Below are 18,641 nucleotides of genomic sequence, written 5' to 3' on the forward strand. Positions count from 1 at the left end.
GCATCGCGTCGGATAGCGTTTGTGGTTGGCTCGGCGCCCCGTCGCGACCGCACGGCCGGCCGGAACGGTCACCGCTAAGTGCGTGTCCCCGTTCGTCCGTCACAACGCGGTCGCTTCCGCTTCACCCGCTGGTTCCACATGGCTCGCTCGCGCTCCGTCGTGCTCGCCGTCGTCGTCAGTACCTTCTTCGTCGGCTTCGGCGGCGGCGTGGTCTTCCCCGTGCTCCCCAACCTGGGCGCGGTGCTCGGCATCTCGCCGTTCCTCGTCGGCCTCATCCTCAGCGCGAACCGCTTCACCCGTATCCTCGCGAACGCGCCCGCCGGGTCGCTCATCGACCGCATCGGCACCCGGACGCCGCTCATCGGCGGGCTGTTCATCGAGGCCGTCGCGACGTTCTCGTACGCCGTCGCGCTCAACGCGCCGCTCCCCGAGGCGTGGTTCCTCGCCGCCCGCGTCATCTGGGGCGTGGGGAGCGCGCTCGTCTTCGCCACCGCCTACACCGTCGCCGCGGACGTTTCGACGGGCGGGTCACGCGGCACGAGCATGGGCGTCGTCCGCGGGGGCATCACGCTCGGCTTCCCCGCGGGGCTCGTCCTCGGCGGCGTCGTGAGCGACCTCTACTCCGTCTCCACGGCCTTCCTCGTCGCGGGCGGCTTCGCGCTGGTCGCGAGCCTCGTCGCCTACGCGTTCGTCCCCGAGACGCACGTCGAGACCGAGCAGTCGACCGTCCGCCCGTGGGAGATAGACACGACGCTCCCGACGCTGACGGTGGGCTTCGTCAACTTCGGCCTCTACTTCGCGTACCTCGGCGCGCTGTTCTCGACGCTCGTGCTGTTCGTCGAGGCGGAGGGCATTCTGGTGTGGGGCTACGGCCCGCAGGGGATGTCCGGCCTCCTCATGGCCGTCACCGTGCTCGCGGCGTCGGGCTTCACCTTCGCCGGTGGTCGCGTGAGCGACCTGCGCGCCTCCCGCGTCCCGACGCTGTTCGCCTTTCTCGGCGTGTCGCTCGTCGGCTTCCTCCTCCTCGCGACGGCCCACTCGCTCCCGTGGCTCGTCGCCGCGTGCGTCTTCATCGGCGCGGGACAGGGCGGCACGAGCGGCCCGCTGATGGCGCTGCTCGCGGACCTGACGCCCGGCGACCGGATGGGCCGGGCGATGGGGACGAACAACATCCTCGGCGACCTCGGCGGCGGCCTCGGGCCGGTCGTGACCCTCCCGCTCGTGGACGCGCTCGGCTTCGCCCCCATCTACGCCGCGTGTGCGGTCGTGCCCGTCATCGGCGGCGTCACGCTCGCGCTCGGCCTCTACCGACGGACGGGTCGGCTGCTCCCCCGCACCGCGGGGGTCGGCGGGAACCGGTGACAGGTGGTCGGGCGGGCGGTGCGAACAGTCACCGCGGCCCGGTCAGTCCTCGCCGTCCTCGATGTCGACTTCGCGGGCCGCCGCGACGACGACCTTCGGGAGCGTCACCGTCAACACGCCGTTGCGCATCCGCGCGCTCACGCCGTCGGTGTCCACCTCCTCGGGCACCCGTATCGACCGTTGGAGCGACGCGTGGCGTCGCTCGTTGCGGATGTACTCGCCGGTCGCCGCCTCGCTCGCCTCGTCGTGGGCCGCCTCGATGCGCAGCGTGTGGTCGGTGACCCGGACGTCCACCTCGTCGCGCTCGTAGCCCGGCAGGTCGACCGTTACGACGAACGCGTCCCCGTCGTCCAGCAGGTCGACCGCCATCCGCGCCCCGTGCTCGCCGAGCGGCGCGTCGAACCGCCACCCCGAGTCGTCGAGCTGGCGGCTCAGCTGGTCGAAGAACTGTTCCAACTCCTCGAACGGGTTCCTCCGCGTGCTCATCGTTCCGTCCGTGGGTTCGCCGATGGCGGGCAAAGACGGTCGCGTTCGTTCACGCCCGGTAGTCGGGGGTTTCGCGCGCCGCCGCGGGACGCCGGTCGGTAGGCCCCGGCTATCGTTCGACGGCCGCCGGGTCCCGGACACGGGCCGGACGGTGCCGCTCGTCGCGTCGACTACGCGGCCGCCGCCCCCGCCTCGAAGCGCCGGCGGTACCGGCGGGCGAGATAGAGGAGCAGCGGCGTGCCGACGACCGTCGGCAACAGCCAGCGGGCGAGCGAGGGGAGGAACGTCGCGTTCACCGAGGCGAAGGCGGTGACCGTCGCGATGTACCCGCCGCCCATCCGGGTGAGGTGCTCGTAGAACCACGCCCGCGGCTCGGTCGGGCCGGCCCGGTACGCCCGGAGGTCGCGGAGGCCGAACGTCCCGGCGATGCCGCCGAAGACGAGCATCACCGTCCCGAACCCGACCCCGTCGAGCAGTCGGGCGACGCCGAAGGCGGTCAGGCCGACGCCGGCGGCGACGAGCAGGCCGGTCGCGGTCCAGTCCACGCGCGTCGGGTCGTCGTCGGGGCGCTTGCGCGAGAGGACGCGGTACCCCGAGAACACGAAGTAGAAACTGAACACCGCGACGAGCGCGAGGAACTGCCGCGTCGGGTTCGGGTCGAAGCCGAACAGCGCGAGCGCCGACACCGAGACGAACGCCATCGACGCGACGTAGACGCGGCCGAACCGACGGTGACGGCGGCCGCCCTTCTCCGTGGCGAACGCGCCGGCGCCGGCGAACAGCGCGGCGAAGCCGGCCGCGATGTGGGCCCACAGCGTGAGCGTTTCGGCGAGCATCGACTACCGCTCCGCGACCGCGTCCGGCCCCGGTCGAGCGGCGTGCGGCTGGCTCCGTTGCTGTCCGTCCGGCGTCGTCGGCTCCCCCGTCGTGAGCATCGTCCGAGGAGTTCTCGCCCGCCGTAATAAATCTACTTAGTGAATACTAACTAAGTCACGTAGCCGAGACGCGGCGGCTCGGGACCTGCCGAGAACCTCGGAGGGCCGCCTACGCGAGCAGCGAGTCGATGTACGCGTCCACCTGGGCGTGGAGCGGTTCGCCCACGTCGTCCATCCCCAGCGCGAGGTAGAAGCCGGTCGAGCCGTTCGCCGCCGCGAGGAGAAACGCCGCCACGCCCCGGGCGTCGACCGGCCGGAAGTCCCCAGCCTCGACGCCCGCCGCGACGATGTCCTCCAGCACGGCGAGGTTGGCGGCCTCCAGTTCGAGCAGCGGGCCCCGGAGCGTCTCGTTGTGCGGCGCGTGGGCGAGGAGTTCCATCACGGCGATGTTGGTGCCGCGTCGCCGGTCGTCGTCGGCCGCGACGAACAGCCGGTCGCAGGCCTCCCGGAGCCGGCCCTCGGGGTCCGTCGCCGAGAGCTCCTCCAACTCCCGCTTCAGGTACCCCGTGGCGCCGTCGAGGAAGGCGGCGACCATCTCGTCCTTCGAGTCGTAGTGGTAGTAGAGCCCCGCCTCGGTCTTCGAGCTCTCGGCGGCGATGGCGGCGGTCGTGAGCCGCGCGTACCCGTGTTCGGCGAGCGCCGCGCGGACCGCCTCGGCGATCTCCGCCTCGGCCTCGGTGGGAACGGTGTCGGCCACGACTACCGTGTGAGCGCTCGCTCGTTTGGCTCTTGCGCTCGTCCCGGGGGACCGGGCTCGATGCGTGCCCGCCGACTTGCTGGAGCGTGGCGCGACGGCTCCGCCCGTGATACGGCGGAACCATCAAAAGGGAGCCGAACCGGTCGGCCGTTCAGTCGTCGCTCGGCGTCGCGCCCGACACGCCCGTTCCGCTCGTCGCGACGGTGCGCTCGTTGGCCGCGACCCACCGGAGCAGCAGGAACGCGAACAGGTACTTCGCGAGCACGTCGAGCGCGGAGTAGCCCCACGAGGTGACGCCGACCGACTCGACGATCGCCAGCCCCTCGACGCCGAGCGCCCACAGGATCGGGTAGCCCAGCCAGAGGACGACCGTCAGCCCGCGCAGGGTGTCGAATATTTCCGCCGTGCCCGCGGCCCGTGCCGAGACGGACCACTCGCGCAGCAGCGCGCCGAGCACGACGAGGAAGAAGGCACAGCTGACGCCGTAGAACGCCCACCGGAGCAGGTAGGACGACGTGGTCAGCGCGGCCGCGAGGCCGGTCACACACATCGCGACGTCGGCCGCGATGACGGTGAAGAGGCTCCCCCTGTCCACGTCGGCGAGCAGGCCGAGCGCGAGCAGTATCATCGGCGTCGACAGCGTCCACGTGAGATACCGGCCCCACTGGCTGAGCACCTCCTCGCCGCCGAGCGGGTGGCCCGCGGGCAGCTGGATGACGCCGGTCGTGAGCCCCGACAGCAGCGCCAGATAGCTCGATATCGAGACGAGCGGGACGAACAGCGTCGCCGCGTAGATGAGCTTCGCCCGCGGCTCCGTGACCTGCCGCCCCATGTAGAGGAACAGCAGTATCGACAGCCCCGCGAGGGCGACGTTCACCCACAGCGACGAGCTCAACAGCGCGTCGTTCTGTATCTGCGAGTACACGTCGCTTTGTGACATCTGTAGCATTACGCTCGCCGTTTCAACGAACTTCTCCCCCATAGTACGATTCGACATTGGGTCCCGTCGGACATAGCCCTATGGGAAGCTGAAAACCGGGGTTCTCACCCGTGGCCCGACTCGTCCGGATGCCGGACAGTTGGTGCTAACGCCGGCCGGGACGAGCCCGCCTCAGCGGCGGCCGAACAGCCGCTCCCACAGCGAGCGGGGGCGCGGTCGCTCGGCCAGCAGGACGGGCGTCTCCAGCGAGTCCACGATATCGAACGCGAGCGAGTCGCTGACGATGCGCGACAACAGCCCGCGGTCCGTCGCGCCGATGAGCACGAGGTCGTGGTCCTCGCTCAACCGTCCGATGACGGACTCGACGTCGCCGGTCTCGACGTGCAACTCGGCGTCGGTCAGCCCGTGGTCGGCCGCCCAGCCGTCGAGGAACTCGCGCCCGGTCGCCTCCTCGCCGTCCTCGACGACGTGCAGGAGGGAGACCCCCGCGCCGACGGTGTCCCGCAGCGCCTTCGCCACCTCGGCCGACAGGTCCGAGGACCCGCCGCCCGCGGTCGGGACGAGGACGTTCGAGACCGACAGCTCCCGGCCGTCCAACACCAGGAAGTCGCAGGGCAGGTCGTGGGTCAGTTCGTCGATGGCCGCCTCGATGCGCCCCCCGACGAACCGCGTCCCGCCGTACCCCATGACGACGGTGTCGGCGTCGTGGGTCTCGGCGGCGTCGAACACCTCCTCCAGCCCGCGGTGCGAGAGGATGGTCCGCGTCTCGACCGGAACGCCGAACCGCTCGGCGTCGGCCTTCGCCGCGTCGAGCAACGCCTCGGAGCTGTCGTCGATGCGCTCCCTGTTCTCCGCGGCGGCGGCGAGCGAGGTCTGGTCCGGGACGGTGACGACGTGTGTCGCGAGCACCCGGCCGCCGGCCTGGCTGGCGACCGCGCCGGCGAGCGTCATCAGCGCGCTCTCCGTCCGGGGGTTCGCGACCGCCACCATGACGGTCGGCCCCTCGGTTCCGGTCGGGGCGACCGCGTCCGTCGCGGTGACGACCTGGTCGGGGAGCGCGTCCTCGCGCTCCCGGATGAGCTGCGAGAGCACGCCGTCCTCCGTGGCTTCGCGCCGCGCGTACAGGAAGTACCACAGCACCGCGGCGACGACGAACGCGCCCGAGAGGGCGATCTCGATGGCGTCCATGAACGCGACGAGCCCGAGCGACAGCACCGCGCCGAGGATGGGGGTCACGGGGTACAGCGGGACGGTGAAATCCGGGTCGTACTCGGGGAGGTCGGCCTCCCGGAAGACGATCAGCGCTGCGTTCATCAGCGCGTAGACGATGAGGTGGAGCACGCTGGCCGCCTTCGCGAGCACCTCGATGTCCCGGCCCAGCGCCGCGATGAACACGACGATGAGCCCCCCGGTGAGGAAGATGGAGCGGTACGGCGTCGAGTAGTCCGGGTGGAGCTCGTTGAGCCAGTTCGTGACGATGCCGTCGCGGCCCATCGCGAAGTTGATGCGGGCCGACGCGAGGATGGAGGCGTTCGCGGACGACGCCGTCGCCAACAGCGCGCCGGCGGTCATGACGGCCGCCGCCGCCGCGGCGACGCCACCCACGGGGCCGATGGAGGCCGGGAACGACAGCTCGGCGGCCTGTGCCACCGGCGCGTCGAGGCTCAGCTCCGACCACGGCACTACGCCGAGCATCGTCGTCACGAGCACGGCGTAGATGACGGTCACGATGCCGACGCTGCCGACGATGGCGATGGGGAGGTTCCGCCCGGGGTTCTTCAGCTCCTCCGCGACGGTCGCGATCTTCGCGTAGCCCAGAAACGAGACGAAGACGACGGCCGTCGCCGGGAGTATCGCGCCGGTGCCGAACGGGGCGAGTCCGCCGTCGCCGGCGAGCGTCGCGTAGTCGAACGAGAAGAAGCCGGCGACGGCGAACGCGGTCAGGATGGAAAGCAGCACGAAGACGATGACGTTCTGCACGCCGCCGGTCTCCTTGGCGCCGAGGTAGTTGACGGCCACGAACACGACCCCGGCCACCAGCGCGCCGACCTGAATCGGGTTGAGGAAGGGGAGGTCGGGCAGGGAGACGAACACCGCGAGGTACTGCCCGAAGCCGATGCAGTAGAACGCCGACGCGAACGCCAGCCCCATCCAGTCGCCCATCCCGGCGACGGAGCCGAACAGCGGCCCGAGCGCCCGGTTGATGTAGTAGTAGCCGCCGCCGGCCTTCGGCATCGCGGTGCCGAGCTCGGACACCGACAGCGCGTTCACCATCGCGATGATCCCGCCGACGACGAACGAGACGACGACGATCGGTCCCGCCTCGTTCGCAGCGACGCCGGGAAGGACGAAGATGCCCGCGCCGATCATCGTCCCGATGCCGATGGTCATCGCCGAGACGAGCCCGAGGTCCTTGGCGAGTTCCGTGTCGCTCATTACCCGGTCCCCCCGCGCAGGAGCGCGCGAACCGGACCGCCGGACCGGTCGCTCGACCGCCGCACGCCGGTGACTCGTCCGTCCCGTCGTCGGGGCCGGGACGCCGCGTCGGGCGTCGTTCCCGTCCCGCGACGGGCCCTCGTCGTTCTCTCGCGTCCGCGCGAGTCGCGTTCGCCCTCGGTGGGAGTGTTCCTCATGTCCGTGCCCCTCGTGGCGGCGGGATAACGATGCCGGAAGGGGACCGAGGGGTACCCGTGAGACTCCGGGCGCGGCCGCCTCGGGCGCACAGCGGCGGTCCCGCTCGCGGGTCCCGTCCCCGAGATGGGGAGTTACTTCCTTGCTCGGCCAGTAGGGGCGCGCATGTGGTCATCGCTGCTCGCTCCGCTCCCCGAGGCCAGCCTCCTCCAGTACACCGTGCCCCTCCTCGGCACGGAACTGGCTCAGACGACGGTCACGGCCATCGGCGCCGGACTGATCGTGTTGCTGCTGCTCGGGTCGGGCTTCTTCTCGTCGTCGGAGATCGCGATGTTCTCGCTGCCGGCCCACCAGATCGACGCGATGGTCGAACAGGGGCTGCGCGGCGCCCGGGCCGTCAAGTCGCTCAAGGAGGACCCCCACCGCCTGCTCGTGACCATCCTCGTCGGGAACAACATGGTCAACATCACCATGTCCTCCATCTCGACGACCATCGTCGGCTTCTACTTCGACGCGGGGACGGCGGTCGTCGTCTCGTCGCTCGGCATCACGTCGATGGTGCTCATCTTCGGCGAGAGCGCGCCCAAGTCCTACGCCGTCGAGAACACCGAGGTCCACGCCCGGCGCGTCGCCCGCGGGCTGAAGGTCGTCGAGAAGGTGCTGTGGCCGCTCATCACCGTCTTCTACTACCTGACGGGGCTGGTGAACCGCGTCACCGGCGGCAGTCCGTCCATCGAGTCCACGTACGTCACCCGCGACGAGATACGCAACATCATCAAGACGGGCGAGCGGGAGGGCGTCCTCGACGAGGAGGAGCGCCGGATGCTCCAGCGGGCGCTCCGCTTCACCGACGCGTCCGCGAAGGAGGTGATGACGCCGCGGCTCGACATGGCGGCCGTCTCCGCGGACGCGACCGTCCAGGAGGCGGTCGAGCAGTGTATGCAGACGGGCCACGCCCGCCTGCCGGCCTACGGGGAGTCGCTCGACGACATCGTCGGCATCTTCGACATCCGGAACCTCGGCGACGTGGACTACGACGGCACGACCGACCTCACGGTCCGGGACGTCGCCACGCAGGCGCTCCACGTCCCGGAGTCGAAGAGCGTCGACGACCTCCTCACGGAGATGCGCGAGAGCCGGCTCCACATGGTCGTCGTCATCGACGAGTTCGGCGCCACGGAGGGGCTCATCACGATGGAGGACGTCCTCGAGGAGATCGTCGGCGAGATACTGGTCGGCGACGAGGACCACCCGATAGAGCGGGTCGGCGACGCGGAGGTGTTGGCCCGCGGCGAGGTGAACATCGAGGAGGTCAACGAGGTGCTCGGCATCGACCTGCCCGAGGGCGAGGAGTTCGAGACCATCGCCGGCTTCATCTTCAACCGCGCCGGCCGCCTCGTCGAGCAGGGCGAGGCCTTCGAGTACGAGAACGTCACGCTCCGGGCCGAACAGGTCGCGGACGCGCGCATCCAGAAGGTCCGGGTGACGGTCGACCGGTCGGCCGACCCCGACACGGACCCGGGTTCGTCGCCCGGGAGCGACCGGCCCGAGTGACCGCCGGTCGCGGCCCGCGGCGGTGACAAGGCATTAGCCCACGGAGCGGGAATCCCGAGTATTCCATATGTACGAGACCATCCTCCTCCCGTACGACGGCAGCGAGGGCGCCGCCGAGGTGCTCCACCACGCCGCGGAGATCGCGAACTGGGCCGACGCGACGGTTCGGGTCCTCTACGTCGCGGACACGAACCGGGACAGCGTCACGGTCGTCGAGGGACGCACGGTCGACGTCCTCGAAGAAGAGGGTCGGGAGATCGTGGACGAGGCCGCGGAGACGCTCGACACGCTCGGCGTCGCCCACCGAACCGATATCGTGCAGGGCAGCCCCGCGCCGACCATCGCCGAGTACGCCGAGGAGTACGACCACGACCTCGTCGTGATGCCGACCCACGGCCGCGAGGGGGTCTCGCGGTACCTCGCCGGCAGCGTCGCCGAGAAGGTGGTCCGGCTCTGTTCCGTCCCCGTCCTCTCCGTCCGGATGCAGCCGGACGAGACGCTGGAGTTCCCCTACGAGCGCGTGCTCGTCCCCACGGACGGGAGCGATGCGGCGACCCACGCGGCCGAGCACGTCCTCGAACTCGCGGGTGCGCTCGACGCGACCGTCCACGTCCTCTCGGTCGTGGACGACTCCACGCTCGGGCCGGACGTCCGGTCGGCGGTCGCGGGCGAGGAGAGCGAGGGGGCCGCGAACGACGCCGTCGAGGCCGTCGTTTCGGCGGCCGAGGCCCACGGCGTCGCGGACGTCGTCACGCACGTCGAACACGGGCGCCCCGCGGCGGCCATCCGCGACTGTATCGAGGCGAACGACGTCCACGCGGTCGGGATGGGGACGACGGGCCGGCGCGGAACGGACCGGATTCTCCTCGGGAGCGTCGCCGAGAAGACCGTCCGGTCGGCGCCGGTGCCCGTCATGACGGTCGCGAAGCCGGACTGACTGCGGTCGCCGAGGCCACGGCAGGTGCCGACGGCTCCACGGCTCCATCCGTCCGCCCGTCGGCCGACGGAGCTCCGGGTAAGTGATTTGTTCCTCCGGTCGCCTACTGCCCGAGGAGTCGAGACCATGCCCTCGGAACACGGTCCGGTCGACCCGTCGTCGGTTCCGGCGTTGGCCGACGAGCTGAACAGCGAGGACCCATCGACCCGGCGGACGGCCCTCGACCGGTTGGCCGCCCTCGCCGACTCGGACCCGGAGTACGTCCTGTGGGTCGAGGAACCGATACTCGACCGCCTCGACGACCCGGAGCCCGAGATACAGGCACGGGCCGCCGAACTGCTCGGGGAGTTGGGCGTCGATGACGCCGAAGGGCGACTCCGCGACCTGCGGTTGCACACGGACACGCGGGTCAGCGACGCCGCCGCCGACGCGCTGCGGGCCTTGGAGAACGCGCCGACGCTCTCGCCGGAACGGCCCCCCGAGCGACCGACGAACCCGACGGCGGACGCCGGTTCGACGGCGGACGCCGGTTCGACGGAGGCGACGGGCACGACCGGGGAACGTACCCGAAACAGCCGGGCGGAGACCGTTTCGGCGGACACGAATTCACCCGACGACTCACCGACCGATGTGACGAGCGGCGACGCGACCGGGTCGCCCGCGCCCGCCGGCACGGACGGGGCGCGGAAGGAGGAGCAACGACACGAGCGTGAGTCGGCCGCGACTCGGGACGACGCCGGGAGCCGTCTCCGTTCCGCCGCGGTGTCCGCGCTGTACGGCGTCCTCGGGATGGTCTTCGCCGTCCTGCCGGTCTTCATCACCACGGACATCCCGTCGTTCGCATCGACGTCCCGTATCGCCGGCACCGTCGCGATGGGGGGCGGTTTCGTCCTGTTGGGGGCTGCCGCGGGCCGCGTGGCCGGCGTCCGCAACAGCACCACGCGCGGTATCGCGGTCGGCGGGACGCTCGTCTTCCTCACCGCGTTCGTGTTGGTCTTCCTGACCGTCTGAGGAACGGGGACGGGCCGACGGCCGCGCCCTCCCCGTCGCCGTCGGGTCAAGAGTCTTCACGCCCCCGTCTGTGTGACCGGGTATGGTACTCGTGCAGGCGCTGTCGTACACGGCCCTCGCCGTCGTCGCCGCCCTCGTCGGCGGCCTCATCGCCGTCTATCGCCCGCCGGGCGACCAGATGGAGAGCAACGTCCAGCACTTCGCCGCCGGGGTGGTCTTCGCGGCCGTCGCCGCCGAACTGCTCCCGGAGGTCCACGGCCGGAGCCCGCAAATCGTCGTCCTCGGCTTCGCCGTCGGCGTCGCGACGATGCTCGGCATCCACCGGCTGAGCAAGACCATCGAGAAGCGCGACGTCGGCGGCCAGTTCGCCGGCGCGGCGGGCCTGCTCATCACCGTCGGCATCGACATGCTCATCGACGGGGTCCTCATCGGCGTCACCTTCCTCGACAACCCCGACACCGGCGTCATCATCGCGGTGGCGCTGGCCATCGAGGTGCTCTTCCTCGGGGTCGCCGGGGTGGTCGTCCTCCCCGACGAGATGGGGACGCTGCGGAAACTCGCCGTCCCGGCGGGGTTCGGCCTCCTGCTCGCGACGGGCGTCACCGGCGGGGTGCTCACCCTCGACGGCGTGACCGGCGCCCCCATCGCGCTCATCCTCGCGTTCGGCTCCGCGGCCCTCCTGTATCTCGTCACCGAGGAACTGCTCGTGAAGGCGTCGAAGGTCCCCGAGACGCCCGTCTCCACGACGCTGTTCTTCGTCGGCTTCCTCACGATATTCCTCCTCGACATGCTGCACTGAGCGCGGCGTGTGGCGCGGTCGTCCCCGTTCGCTTCGTCGTACGTCAGGGAGACGGGCACTCGTGCTCGCCCTCGCGGACGTCCACGCCGAAGCCGTCATGACCTCCCGACGCCCACGTCGGGTATGACCGAGGACCTCGACGTTCCCCGTCTCGTCGACGACAACGGGCTCGTGCTGCTGTTCGCCAACCGGACCCGCTCGCGGATACTCGCAACGCTCTTCTACGCGGGCGAGGCCCTGACGGTCGCCGAAATCGCGGCCGGTGCGGGCATCTCACAGAGCGCCGCCTACGAGGCGCTCGACCCACTGGAGCGGTTCGACGTCTTCGAGGTGGGCGAACGCGGCGACGAGACGACCTACCGATTACTGGAGGACGACGAACTCGTCGAGGCCGTCCGGACGGTCGCCCGCCTCGCGACCGAGCGCATCCACCCGGAGTAGCCGCTCACTCGATACGCACGGTCGTCGCGGCCGTGACCGCCTCCCGGAAGGGGTCGGCGACGTTGATACCCGCCGAGAGGGTGTACTCGCCGGGCGCCGGTTCCTCCCACTCCGTCGGCGTGACGCGGAACAGGCCGCTCCACGTCCGGTGGAAGCGCTTTCGCTCGCCGCGGGCGAAGGTCAGCCGTCCGGCATCGCCGCCGGGGTCCTCGGCGGTCGTATCGGCCTCGCGGTGGCCGTCCACCGCCCACGACCACAGCAGCGGCGACCGGGTCCGCAGCGAGACCGGGAACGGCAGCGTGTTCCGGAACTCGACGAAGAAGGGCACCTGCTCGCCGCGGGCGAAGGTGTCCGCGGGGGTGGAGACGGTCGCACGGACGGCCCGACACCGCAGTCGGTGCGGGACGACGAGGCGGCTCACCCGCTCGGCGGGCAGCGACCGCATCGCGGTCGGCCTCACGCGCGGCTCCCGCTCGTTCGGCGCGAACGGGTCGTCGTCGTCGCGGTCGAGCGCGTTCGACTCGTAGATGCGGCGCACGGTAGTGAGGAGTACGGCGGAGACGGCTAAACGCCGTCGGTGGGTCAGTCCTCCGCGCCGCGCTGTCTGACCGTCGGCGGCGCGGCCGGCGCGTCGAGGTGCGCCTCGTCGAAGAGGTGACAGGCGGCCGTCCCGCGCTCTATCGGCCGGAGCTCGGGGTTCGTCGTCGTACACGGCGAGGCGAACCGCTCGGCGATGCCGGTTTCGACCGGGTCGGGCGCCGACTCGATGACCGACCGGAGCGCCGTCGACAACACCTCCTCGGCCTCCGGGTCCGAGAGCCGGTCGGGAATCCCGTACTCGCCGCGGATCGTGCTCGCGACGTTCTCGACGCTCGTGTCGTCCAGCCCGGCCTCGACGGCCTCGATGTCCAGGTCGTCGGCGGCGATGCGCGTCGTCAGGCTCAACACCGCCCGCCACTCCTCCTGCGGGAACGAGAACTCCTCGGGCGGTATCACCCGGGGACACCGGGTGTGGAACTTACAGCCCGACGGCGGGTCGATGGGCGAGGGGACGCTCCCCTCGAGGATTATCCGCTCGGCCTCCCAGCCGGGGTCCGGCTCGGGAATCGCCGACAGCAGCGCCTCCGTGTACGGATGCTGTGGCGGCGAGAACAGCTCCTCGGGCGTGCCCATCTCGGCTATCTGTCCGAGATACATGACCGCGATCTTGTCGGCGATGTGCTCGACGACGGAGAGGTCGTGGGCGATGAACAGATACGAGATGCCGAACTCCTCCTGGAGGTCCTTCAGCAGATTGAGTATCTGCGCCTGGACGGACACGTCGAGCGCGCTCACCGGCTCGTCACAGACGATGAAATCCGGGTCGACCGCCAGCGCGCGGGCGATGCCGACGCGCTGGAGCTGGCCGCCGGAGAACTCGTTGGGGTAGCGGTTCGCGTGGCTCGCGTTCAGCCCGACGCGTTCGAGCAACTCCTTGATGCGCTCGTCGCGAGTGTCCGCCCCCGCCATCCCGTGGATGTCGAGCGCCTCGCCGATGATGTCGTTGACCGTCAGCCGGGGATTGAGGCTGGACTGCGGGTTCTGGAAGATGATCTGTATCTCCTTGCGCAGGTCCCGCAGCTCCTCGCCGTCGAGGTTCGTGATGTCGCGGCCGCGGTAGTACACCGACCCCTCGGTGGCCTCCTCCAGGCGCAACAGCGTGCGGCCGGTGGTCGACTTCCCGCAGCCGGACTCGCCGACGAGTCCCAGCGTCTCGCCCTCGCCGATCTCGAACGAGATGCCGTCGACGGCCTTGACCTTCCGTTCCTCGCCGAGCAGCCGGCTGAAGAAGCCGCTCTCGGCGTCGTAGTACTTCTTGAGGTTCTCCACCCGGACGAGCGGCTCGTCGCTACTCACCGCCGTCACCCCGGACCGGCGAGTCCATGCCCTCGACCGTGACGGTGTAGTCCAGGTTCCCGACGAGTTCGCCGGTGTGTGCCAGACACGCGGCGCTGTGTTGTCGGTGGTCGCTCGCGTCGGCCGGCTCCGCGGTCTCGACGTCGACGAGCGGCGGCTCCGTCCGGGTACAGGCCTCCTCCGCGTACGGGCACCGGGGGTGGAACGTACAGCCGGAGGGCATCTCCACGAGGTCCGGCATCCGGCCGGGGATGGTGTCGAGCCGGTCGCGCTCGTCGCCGATGCGCGGTATCGAACTCATCAGCCCCACGGTGTACGGGTGTTGCGGGTCGTAGTAGATGTCCTCGACGGGCGCGGACTCGACCGAACGGCCGGCGTACATCACCATCACGCGGTCGCAGAACTCCGCGACGACGCCGAGGTCGTGCGTGATGAACTGGATGGCCGTGTCGAACTCCTCGGCCACCTCCTCCAGCAGTTCCAGTATCTGTGCCTCGATGGTCACGTCGAGCGCCGTCGTCGGCTCGTCGGCGATGATGAGGTCGGGGTCACACGACAGCGCCATCGCGATGACCGCGCGCTGTTGCATCCCGCCCGAGAACTGGTGGGGGTACTCCTCGTAGCGCTTCGCCGGGTCGGGAATCCCGACCGACTCCAGCAGTTCGATGGTCCGCTCGCGGGCCGCGGCGTTGCCCACCTCCTTGTGGAGGCGGATCGCCTCGGCGATCTGCTCGCCGACGGTGTAGGCGGGGTTCAGCGCCGTCCCGGCGTCCTGGAATATCATCGATATCTCGTCGCCGCGGATGGCCCGCATCTCCTCGCGCGAGAGGTCGAGCAGGTCCCGCCCCTTGAAGCGTATCGAGCCGCTCTCGATGACGCCCGGCTCGTCGATGAGCCGCATCACGGCGAGACTGGTGACGCTCTTTCCGGCGCCGCTCTCGCCGACGACGCCGAAGCGCTCGCCGGCCTCTATCTGGTACGAGAGGTCGTCGGTCGCCTTGACGACCCCCTCCTCGGTGTAGAACCTGACGTTCAGGTCCTCGACTTCGAGCATCGCCATCAGCGGAACCCCCCGGAGCCGCTCCGGTCGCCGTTCGGGTCGAAGGCGTCCCGGATGCCGTCGCCGACGAGGTTGATGGCCATCACGAACAGGAAGATGGCGAGGCCGGGGAACACGCCGGCCCACCACCGCCCGCGGGCGATGGAGTCCTGCTCGACGTTCAACATCACGCCCCACTCGGCGGTCGCCGGCGACAGCCCGAGGCCGATGAAGCCCAGCGCGGCCGCCGTCAGCACGGTCGTGCCGATGGACAGCGTCGCCTGGACGATGACCGGGGCCATCGCGTTGGGGAGGATGTGCCGGAGGATCAGCGACCGGTCCCGCGCGCCCAACGCGCGGGCGGCGGTGACGTACTCGTTCTGCTTGACGCTGAGCACCTCCCCGCGGATGATGCGGGCGTACGACAGCCAGCCGACGGCCACGAGCGCGAGCACCAGCTCCCAGTAGCCCCGGCCGAGGATGGCGATGACCGCGATCGCCAGCACGATGAACGGGAACGCGTAGAGCATGTCGACCAGCCGCATGATGGCGCTGTCGACGTAGCCGCCGTAGTAGCCGGCGATGGCGCCCAGGGGGACGCCGACGCCGAGCGCGACGGCGACGGCGATGAAGCCGATGGAGATGCTCCAGCGGCCGCCGAACATCACTCGCGAGAGGATGTCGCGGCCGGCCCAGTCGGTCCCCATCAGCCGGTAGCCGAGGGGTTCGTCGTTGCCGAAGCTCTCCAGGCTCGGCGGCGAGTGGCCGAGCAACACGTCCTGCTCGGCCGGGTCGGCCGGCGCGAGCGAGAGCGGTTGGACGGTCTGGCCGGCGAGGGCCGGAACCCACTCGGGCAGGCTGATGGGGCGGGCGAACACCGCCATGAACACCATCACGCCGATGATGCCCGCGCCCAACAGCGCGAGTCGGTTGCGCTTGAAGCGCCGCCAGGCGTAGTAGAGCCGACCGTGGCCCTCCTCCTGGCGCATGTCCGGTATCCAATCCGAGAGCTGCTCGCGGCTCGTGACGCGCTCGGCGTCGAAGCCGTCGACGCTGATACGGCCGCGTTCGGTTGTTCTGTTTGGTGATTCTGTTGCCATTTTAGTACCGTATCCGCGGGTCGAGGTAGGCGTAGAGCACGTCGGCGACGAGGTTCGCGAGTATCACCGACACGCCGATGATCAACACCAGTGCCTGGATGATCGGGAAGTCGCGGTTGCCGACCCGGTCGACCAGGAGCCGGCCGATGCCGGGGTAGGAGAACACGATTTCGACGACGACGGAGCCGCTGACGATGAAGGCTATCTGTATCGCCGCGACCGTGACGACGGAGATGAGCGAGTTCCGCAACACGTGCTTGGTGACGACCGTCCGCTCCGGCAGCCCCTTCGCGCGGGCCGTCCGCACGTAGTCCTTGTCGAGCTCCTCGACCATCGACGAGCGCATCAGCCGCATCAACAGCGCGGTCGCGCCGGTGCCGATGGCGATGGCCGGGAGGACGGTGTAGCCGAGCATCGCCGGGCTGAACAGCCCCTGGTCGGTCGGCGGCAGCACCGGGAAGACGTCGAGCCAGCTCCCGAAGACGAGGATCAGGAGCAGCCCGAGCCAGAAGTTCGGCAGCGCGATGCCGACCAGCGCGAAGACGCGGCTGAGCTGGTCGACGTTCGTGTTCCGGTAGTAGGCCGCGGCGATGCCCGCCGGGATGGCGGTGATGAGGGTGACGCCGAAGGCCATCGAGCCCATCACGAGCGTGAACGGGAGCCGGTCCATGACCTCCGCGCTGACCGGCCGGCGGGTCACTATCGACTGGCCGAAGTCGAACTGTGCGGCGTCGACCACCCAGTCGATGTACTGGATGTACACCGGCTGGTCGAGCCCGTACTGGGCGCGGATCTGCGCCTCCGTCTCCGGGTCGAGGTCCGCGAACAGCGTGATGAAGTCGATCGGGTCGCCGGGGATGATGTGGACCATCCCGAACGTGATGAGCGAGATACCCAGCAGTAAGGGGACGGTTATCAGGACGCGTTTCAGAATGTACCGCTGTAAACTCATGAATAGCGTGTGCTAAGTGAGTTACTGCGGGGGGAGCGTCACCTGGTCGAGGTGGGGCTTGTACAGGGTGTCGTAGCGGTTGCTGGAGTTGGGGTGTGGCTGCCAGTTGTTGACGTCGTTGACCGCGTCGGGGTTGACGACGTCTATCTGCTCGGAGGTCCACATGTTCGCCATCGGGAGCTCGTCGGCGACCAGCTCCTGGATGTCGTCGTAGATGGGCCGGCGGTTGTCCGCCCCGATGGTGACCTGCCCTTCCGCGATCAGGTCGTCCAGCTCCGCGTTCGCGTAGAGGTTCCAGTTGAACCCGTCGGGGACGTGCTGGTTCGAGCTCAGGAGCTGTTCGATGTGGCCGTTCGGGTCCGAGCCGCCGGTCCAGCCGATGCCGACGACGTCGCTACTCTGGGCGGCGCCCTCGGGGTCGAGCAGGAACGGGACGAGGTCGTCGAACGCCCGCACGTCCAGCTCCGCCGACAGCGCGTCGATGTCGTCGAACCGCTGCTGGATGACCTCCATCCAGCGCTCGCGCGTCCGGTTGACGTTGGTGATGAGCGCCATCTCGAACGGGGGCTCGATACCCTCCTCCTCGAGCCCCTGCTCGATGAGCCGCTCCGCCTCCTCGGGGTCCTCGGCGACGTACTGGTCGATGAGCTCCTGTTCGCGGTCGGCGTCGAAGTACGCGCCCAGCCCGGGGCTTATCGGGCCGGCGAGGCCGGTCGCGCGGCCGCCGAACACCGCCTCGATGATGTCCGTCCGCGGGATGAGCTTCGTCAGCCCGCGCCGGAAGTTGTTGTTGGTGTACGGCGACACCTGCACGGGGTAGGTGATGAAGTCGAAGCCGACGGCGCTGTCGGCGACGACCGTCCCCGTCTGGTTCTCCCACTGCTGCAGTTCGAACGGGGCGGGGTTGTCTATCATCCCCAGCTCGCCGTTCGCCATGGCCTCCTCCTGGGTGACCTGCTCGGTGATGACGCGGATGGTGACCCGGTCCCACGGAGCCGTCGTCGGGTAGTCGTCCCCGTCGTACCAGTGGTCCTCGTAGGGGGTGAACACGACCCGGTCCTCGGGCTGGAACGTGTCCAGCACGAACGGGCCGGTGCCGACGGACTCCGAGGCGAAGTCGAAGTCGTCGGTCTCGGGCTCGGTGGTGATGCCGTCGACGCCGCTCGGGAGGATCGGCACCGCGCTCAGGTTCGTGAGGTACGGCGCGTACGGCTCCTCGGAGGTGAGCTCGACGGTGTAGTCGTCCACGACGGTCACGTCGCTGATCCAGGAGACGTCGGCGTTGTTCGTCGTCCCGCTGGTCCGGTTGATGGAGAACTCGACGTCCTCGGCGGTCAGTTCGTCGCCGGTGTGGAACGTCACGCCCTCGCGGATGGTGAACGTGTAGGTCGTCCCGTCCACCGTCCAGTCGGTCGCCAGTTCCCCGCGGAACTCCGAGAGGTCGAACGTCGGCGAGACGAGGTTCTCGTACGAGAACGCCCCGATGGTGGAGTTCGACGTCGCGTCCGTGATGATGGTCGGGTCGAAGGTCCCGGGGTTCGCCCCCGCCGAGGCGACGAACTCCCCGGTCTGGACGTTCGACGGGTCGACCGGCGTGGAGGTGGTGCCCCCGTCGTCGTCGGTCGGCGTGGAGTCGCCGCTCGAACAGCCGGCGATACTGATCGTCGCCCCCGCTCCCATCGCCGCGAGGACTTTTCGTCGCGTGCTTTTCGTAGCCTCTGTGCCACGTGACATGTTCCCATTCTTTGTGAGCGTCTACAAAGCACTATCGTTTTTTGGAGTCTTAGAGTCTCTGTGTCGTCATATCGGTGTATTAGCATTCTGCCGTGACATCTTCTGTCACTCCTCCGGGGCGGTCAAA

Annotated in this window: 17 protein-coding genes; 6 read left to right on the forward strand and 11 right to left on the reverse strand. The window is 69.7% G+C overall.

Going from position 1 to position 18,641, the window contains the following annotated elements; translation table 11 throughout:
* The first annotated feature begins 138 nt into the window (after positions 1–138).
* On the forward strand, positions 139–1,362 hold the full coding sequence (locus P2T37_RS09355; protein ID WP_276233650.1) for an MFS transporter: 1,224 nt from the start codon (positions 139–141) through the stop codon (positions 1,360–1,362).
* 42 nt (positions 1,363–1,404) lie between these two features.
* Here the strand turns inward: P2T37_RS09355 and P2T37_RS09360 are convergent, their stop codons facing one another.
* From P2T37_RS09360 to P2T37_RS09380, 5 genes are all read right to left on the reverse strand, one after another.
* Positions 1,405–1,848 (reverse strand): Hsp20/alpha crystallin family protein, encoded by a 444-nt coding sequence (locus tag P2T37_RS09360; protein ID WP_276233651.1) that lies wholly within the window; start codon positions 1,846–1,848, stop codon positions 1,405–1,407.
* Between the two features lie 170 nt (positions 1,849–2,018).
* The gene (locus tag P2T37_RS09365) at positions 2,019–2,684 is read right to left on the reverse strand and encodes a DUF2306 domain-containing protein (protein WP_276233652.1); all 666 of its coding nucleotides are present in this window, start codon (positions 2,682–2,684) and stop codon (positions 2,019–2,021) included.
* Positions 2,685–2,892: 208 nt separating this feature from the next.
* Positions 2,893–3,480 (reverse strand): TetR/AcrR family transcriptional regulator, encoded by a 588-nt coding sequence (locus P2T37_RS09370; protein WP_276233653.1) that lies wholly within the window; start codon positions 3,478–3,480, stop codon positions 2,893–2,895.
* Positions 3,481–3,631: 151 nt separating this feature from the next.
* On the reverse strand, positions 3,632–4,429 hold the full coding sequence (locus tag P2T37_RS09375; protein WP_276233654.1) for a bacteriorhodopsin: 798 nt from the start codon (positions 4,427–4,429) through the stop codon (positions 3,632–3,634).
* A 162-nt stretch (positions 4,430–4,591) separates the two neighbouring features.
* The gene (locus tag P2T37_RS09380) at positions 4,592–6,856 is read right to left on the reverse strand and encodes an amino acid permease (RefSeq protein ID WP_276233655.1); all 2,265 of its coding nucleotides are present in this window, start codon (positions 6,854–6,856) and stop codon (positions 4,592–4,594) included.
* Between the two features lie 360 nt (positions 6,857–7,216).
* On the opposite strand from P2T37_RS09380, the gene P2T37_RS09385 reads away from it, so the two are divergent.
* From P2T37_RS09385 to P2T37_RS09405, 5 genes are all read left to right on the forward strand, one after another.
* Entirely contained in the window at positions 7,217–8,605 is a 1,389-nt protein-coding gene (locus P2T37_RS09385; RefSeq protein ID WP_276233656.1) for a hemolysin family protein, read from the forward strand.
* A gap of 67 nt (positions 8,606–8,672) precedes the next feature.
* Complete coding sequence (locus tag P2T37_RS09390) at positions 8,673–9,542, forward strand: universal stress protein (protein ID WP_276233657.1); 870 nt, start codon at positions 8,673–8,675, stop codon at positions 9,540–9,542.
* Between the two features lie 126 nt (positions 9,543–9,668).
* On the forward strand, positions 9,669–10,553 hold the full coding sequence (locus P2T37_RS09395; RefSeq protein ID WP_276233658.1) for a HEAT repeat domain-containing protein: 885 nt from the start codon (positions 9,669–9,671) through the stop codon (positions 10,551–10,553).
* A gap of 82 nt (positions 10,554–10,635) precedes the next feature.
* Positions 10,636–11,352 carry a ZIP family metal transporter gene (locus tag P2T37_RS09400; protein WP_276233659.1) on the forward strand — a complete coding sequence of 239 codons (717 nt, stop codon included), beginning with the start codon at positions 10,636–10,638 and terminating at the stop codon, positions 11,350–11,352.
* A gap of 123 nt (positions 11,353–11,475) precedes the next feature.
* The gene (locus tag P2T37_RS09405; RefSeq protein WP_276233660.1) at positions 11,476–11,793 is read left to right on the forward strand and encodes a winged helix-turn-helix domain-containing protein; all 318 of its coding nucleotides are present in this window, start codon (positions 11,476–11,478) and stop codon (positions 11,791–11,793) included.
* 4 nt (positions 11,794–11,797) lie between these two features.
* Here P2T37_RS09405 and P2T37_RS09410 read toward each other — a convergent pair whose 3' ends face one another.
* From P2T37_RS09410 to P2T37_RS09435, 6 genes are read right to left on the reverse strand one after another with little or no spacing between them, the layout of a single operon-like run.
* Complete coding sequence (locus P2T37_RS09410; protein WP_276233661.1) at positions 11,798–12,331, reverse strand: DUF7974 family protein; 534 nt, start codon at positions 12,329–12,331, stop codon at positions 11,798–11,800.
* A gap of 44 nt (positions 12,332–12,375) precedes the next feature.
* Complete coding sequence (locus P2T37_RS09415) at positions 12,376–13,698, reverse strand: ABC transporter ATP-binding protein (protein ID WP_382211336.1); 1,323 nt, start codon at positions 13,696–13,698, stop codon at positions 12,376–12,378.
* Positions 13,682–14,749, reverse strand: a complete 1,068-nt coding sequence (locus tag P2T37_RS09420) for an ABC transporter ATP-binding protein (RefSeq protein ID WP_276233663.1) — start codon at positions 14,747–14,749, stop codon at positions 13,682–13,684. Before P2T37_RS09420 ends, P2T37_RS09415 begins: the two co-directional genes overlap by 17 nt.
* A complete protein-coding gene (locus P2T37_RS09425; protein WP_276233665.1) occupies positions 14,749–15,828 on the reverse strand; it encodes an ABC transporter permease in 1,080 nt (359 codons plus the stop codon). The genes P2T37_RS09420 and P2T37_RS09425 overlap by 1 nt, the downstream gene beginning before the upstream one ends.
* Before the next feature lies 1 nt (position 15,829).
* Positions 15,830–16,780 carry an ABC transporter permease gene (locus P2T37_RS09430; protein WP_276233666.1) on the reverse strand — a complete coding sequence of 317 codons (951 nt, stop codon included), beginning with the start codon at positions 16,778–16,780 and terminating at the stop codon, positions 15,830–15,832.
* Positions 16,781–16,801: 21 nt separating this feature from the next.
* Positions 16,802–18,460, reverse strand: coding sequence for an ABC transporter substrate-binding protein (locus tag P2T37_RS09435; RefSeq protein WP_276233667.1), 1,659 nt, complete (start codon positions 18,458–18,460; stop codon positions 16,802–16,804).
* Positions 18,461–18,641 lie beyond the last annotated feature (181 nt).

This window comes from Halosegnis marinus (assembly GCF_029338355.1).
GTDB lineage: Archaea > Halobacteriota > Halobacteria > Halobacteriales > Haloarculaceae > Halosegnis > Halosegnis marinus.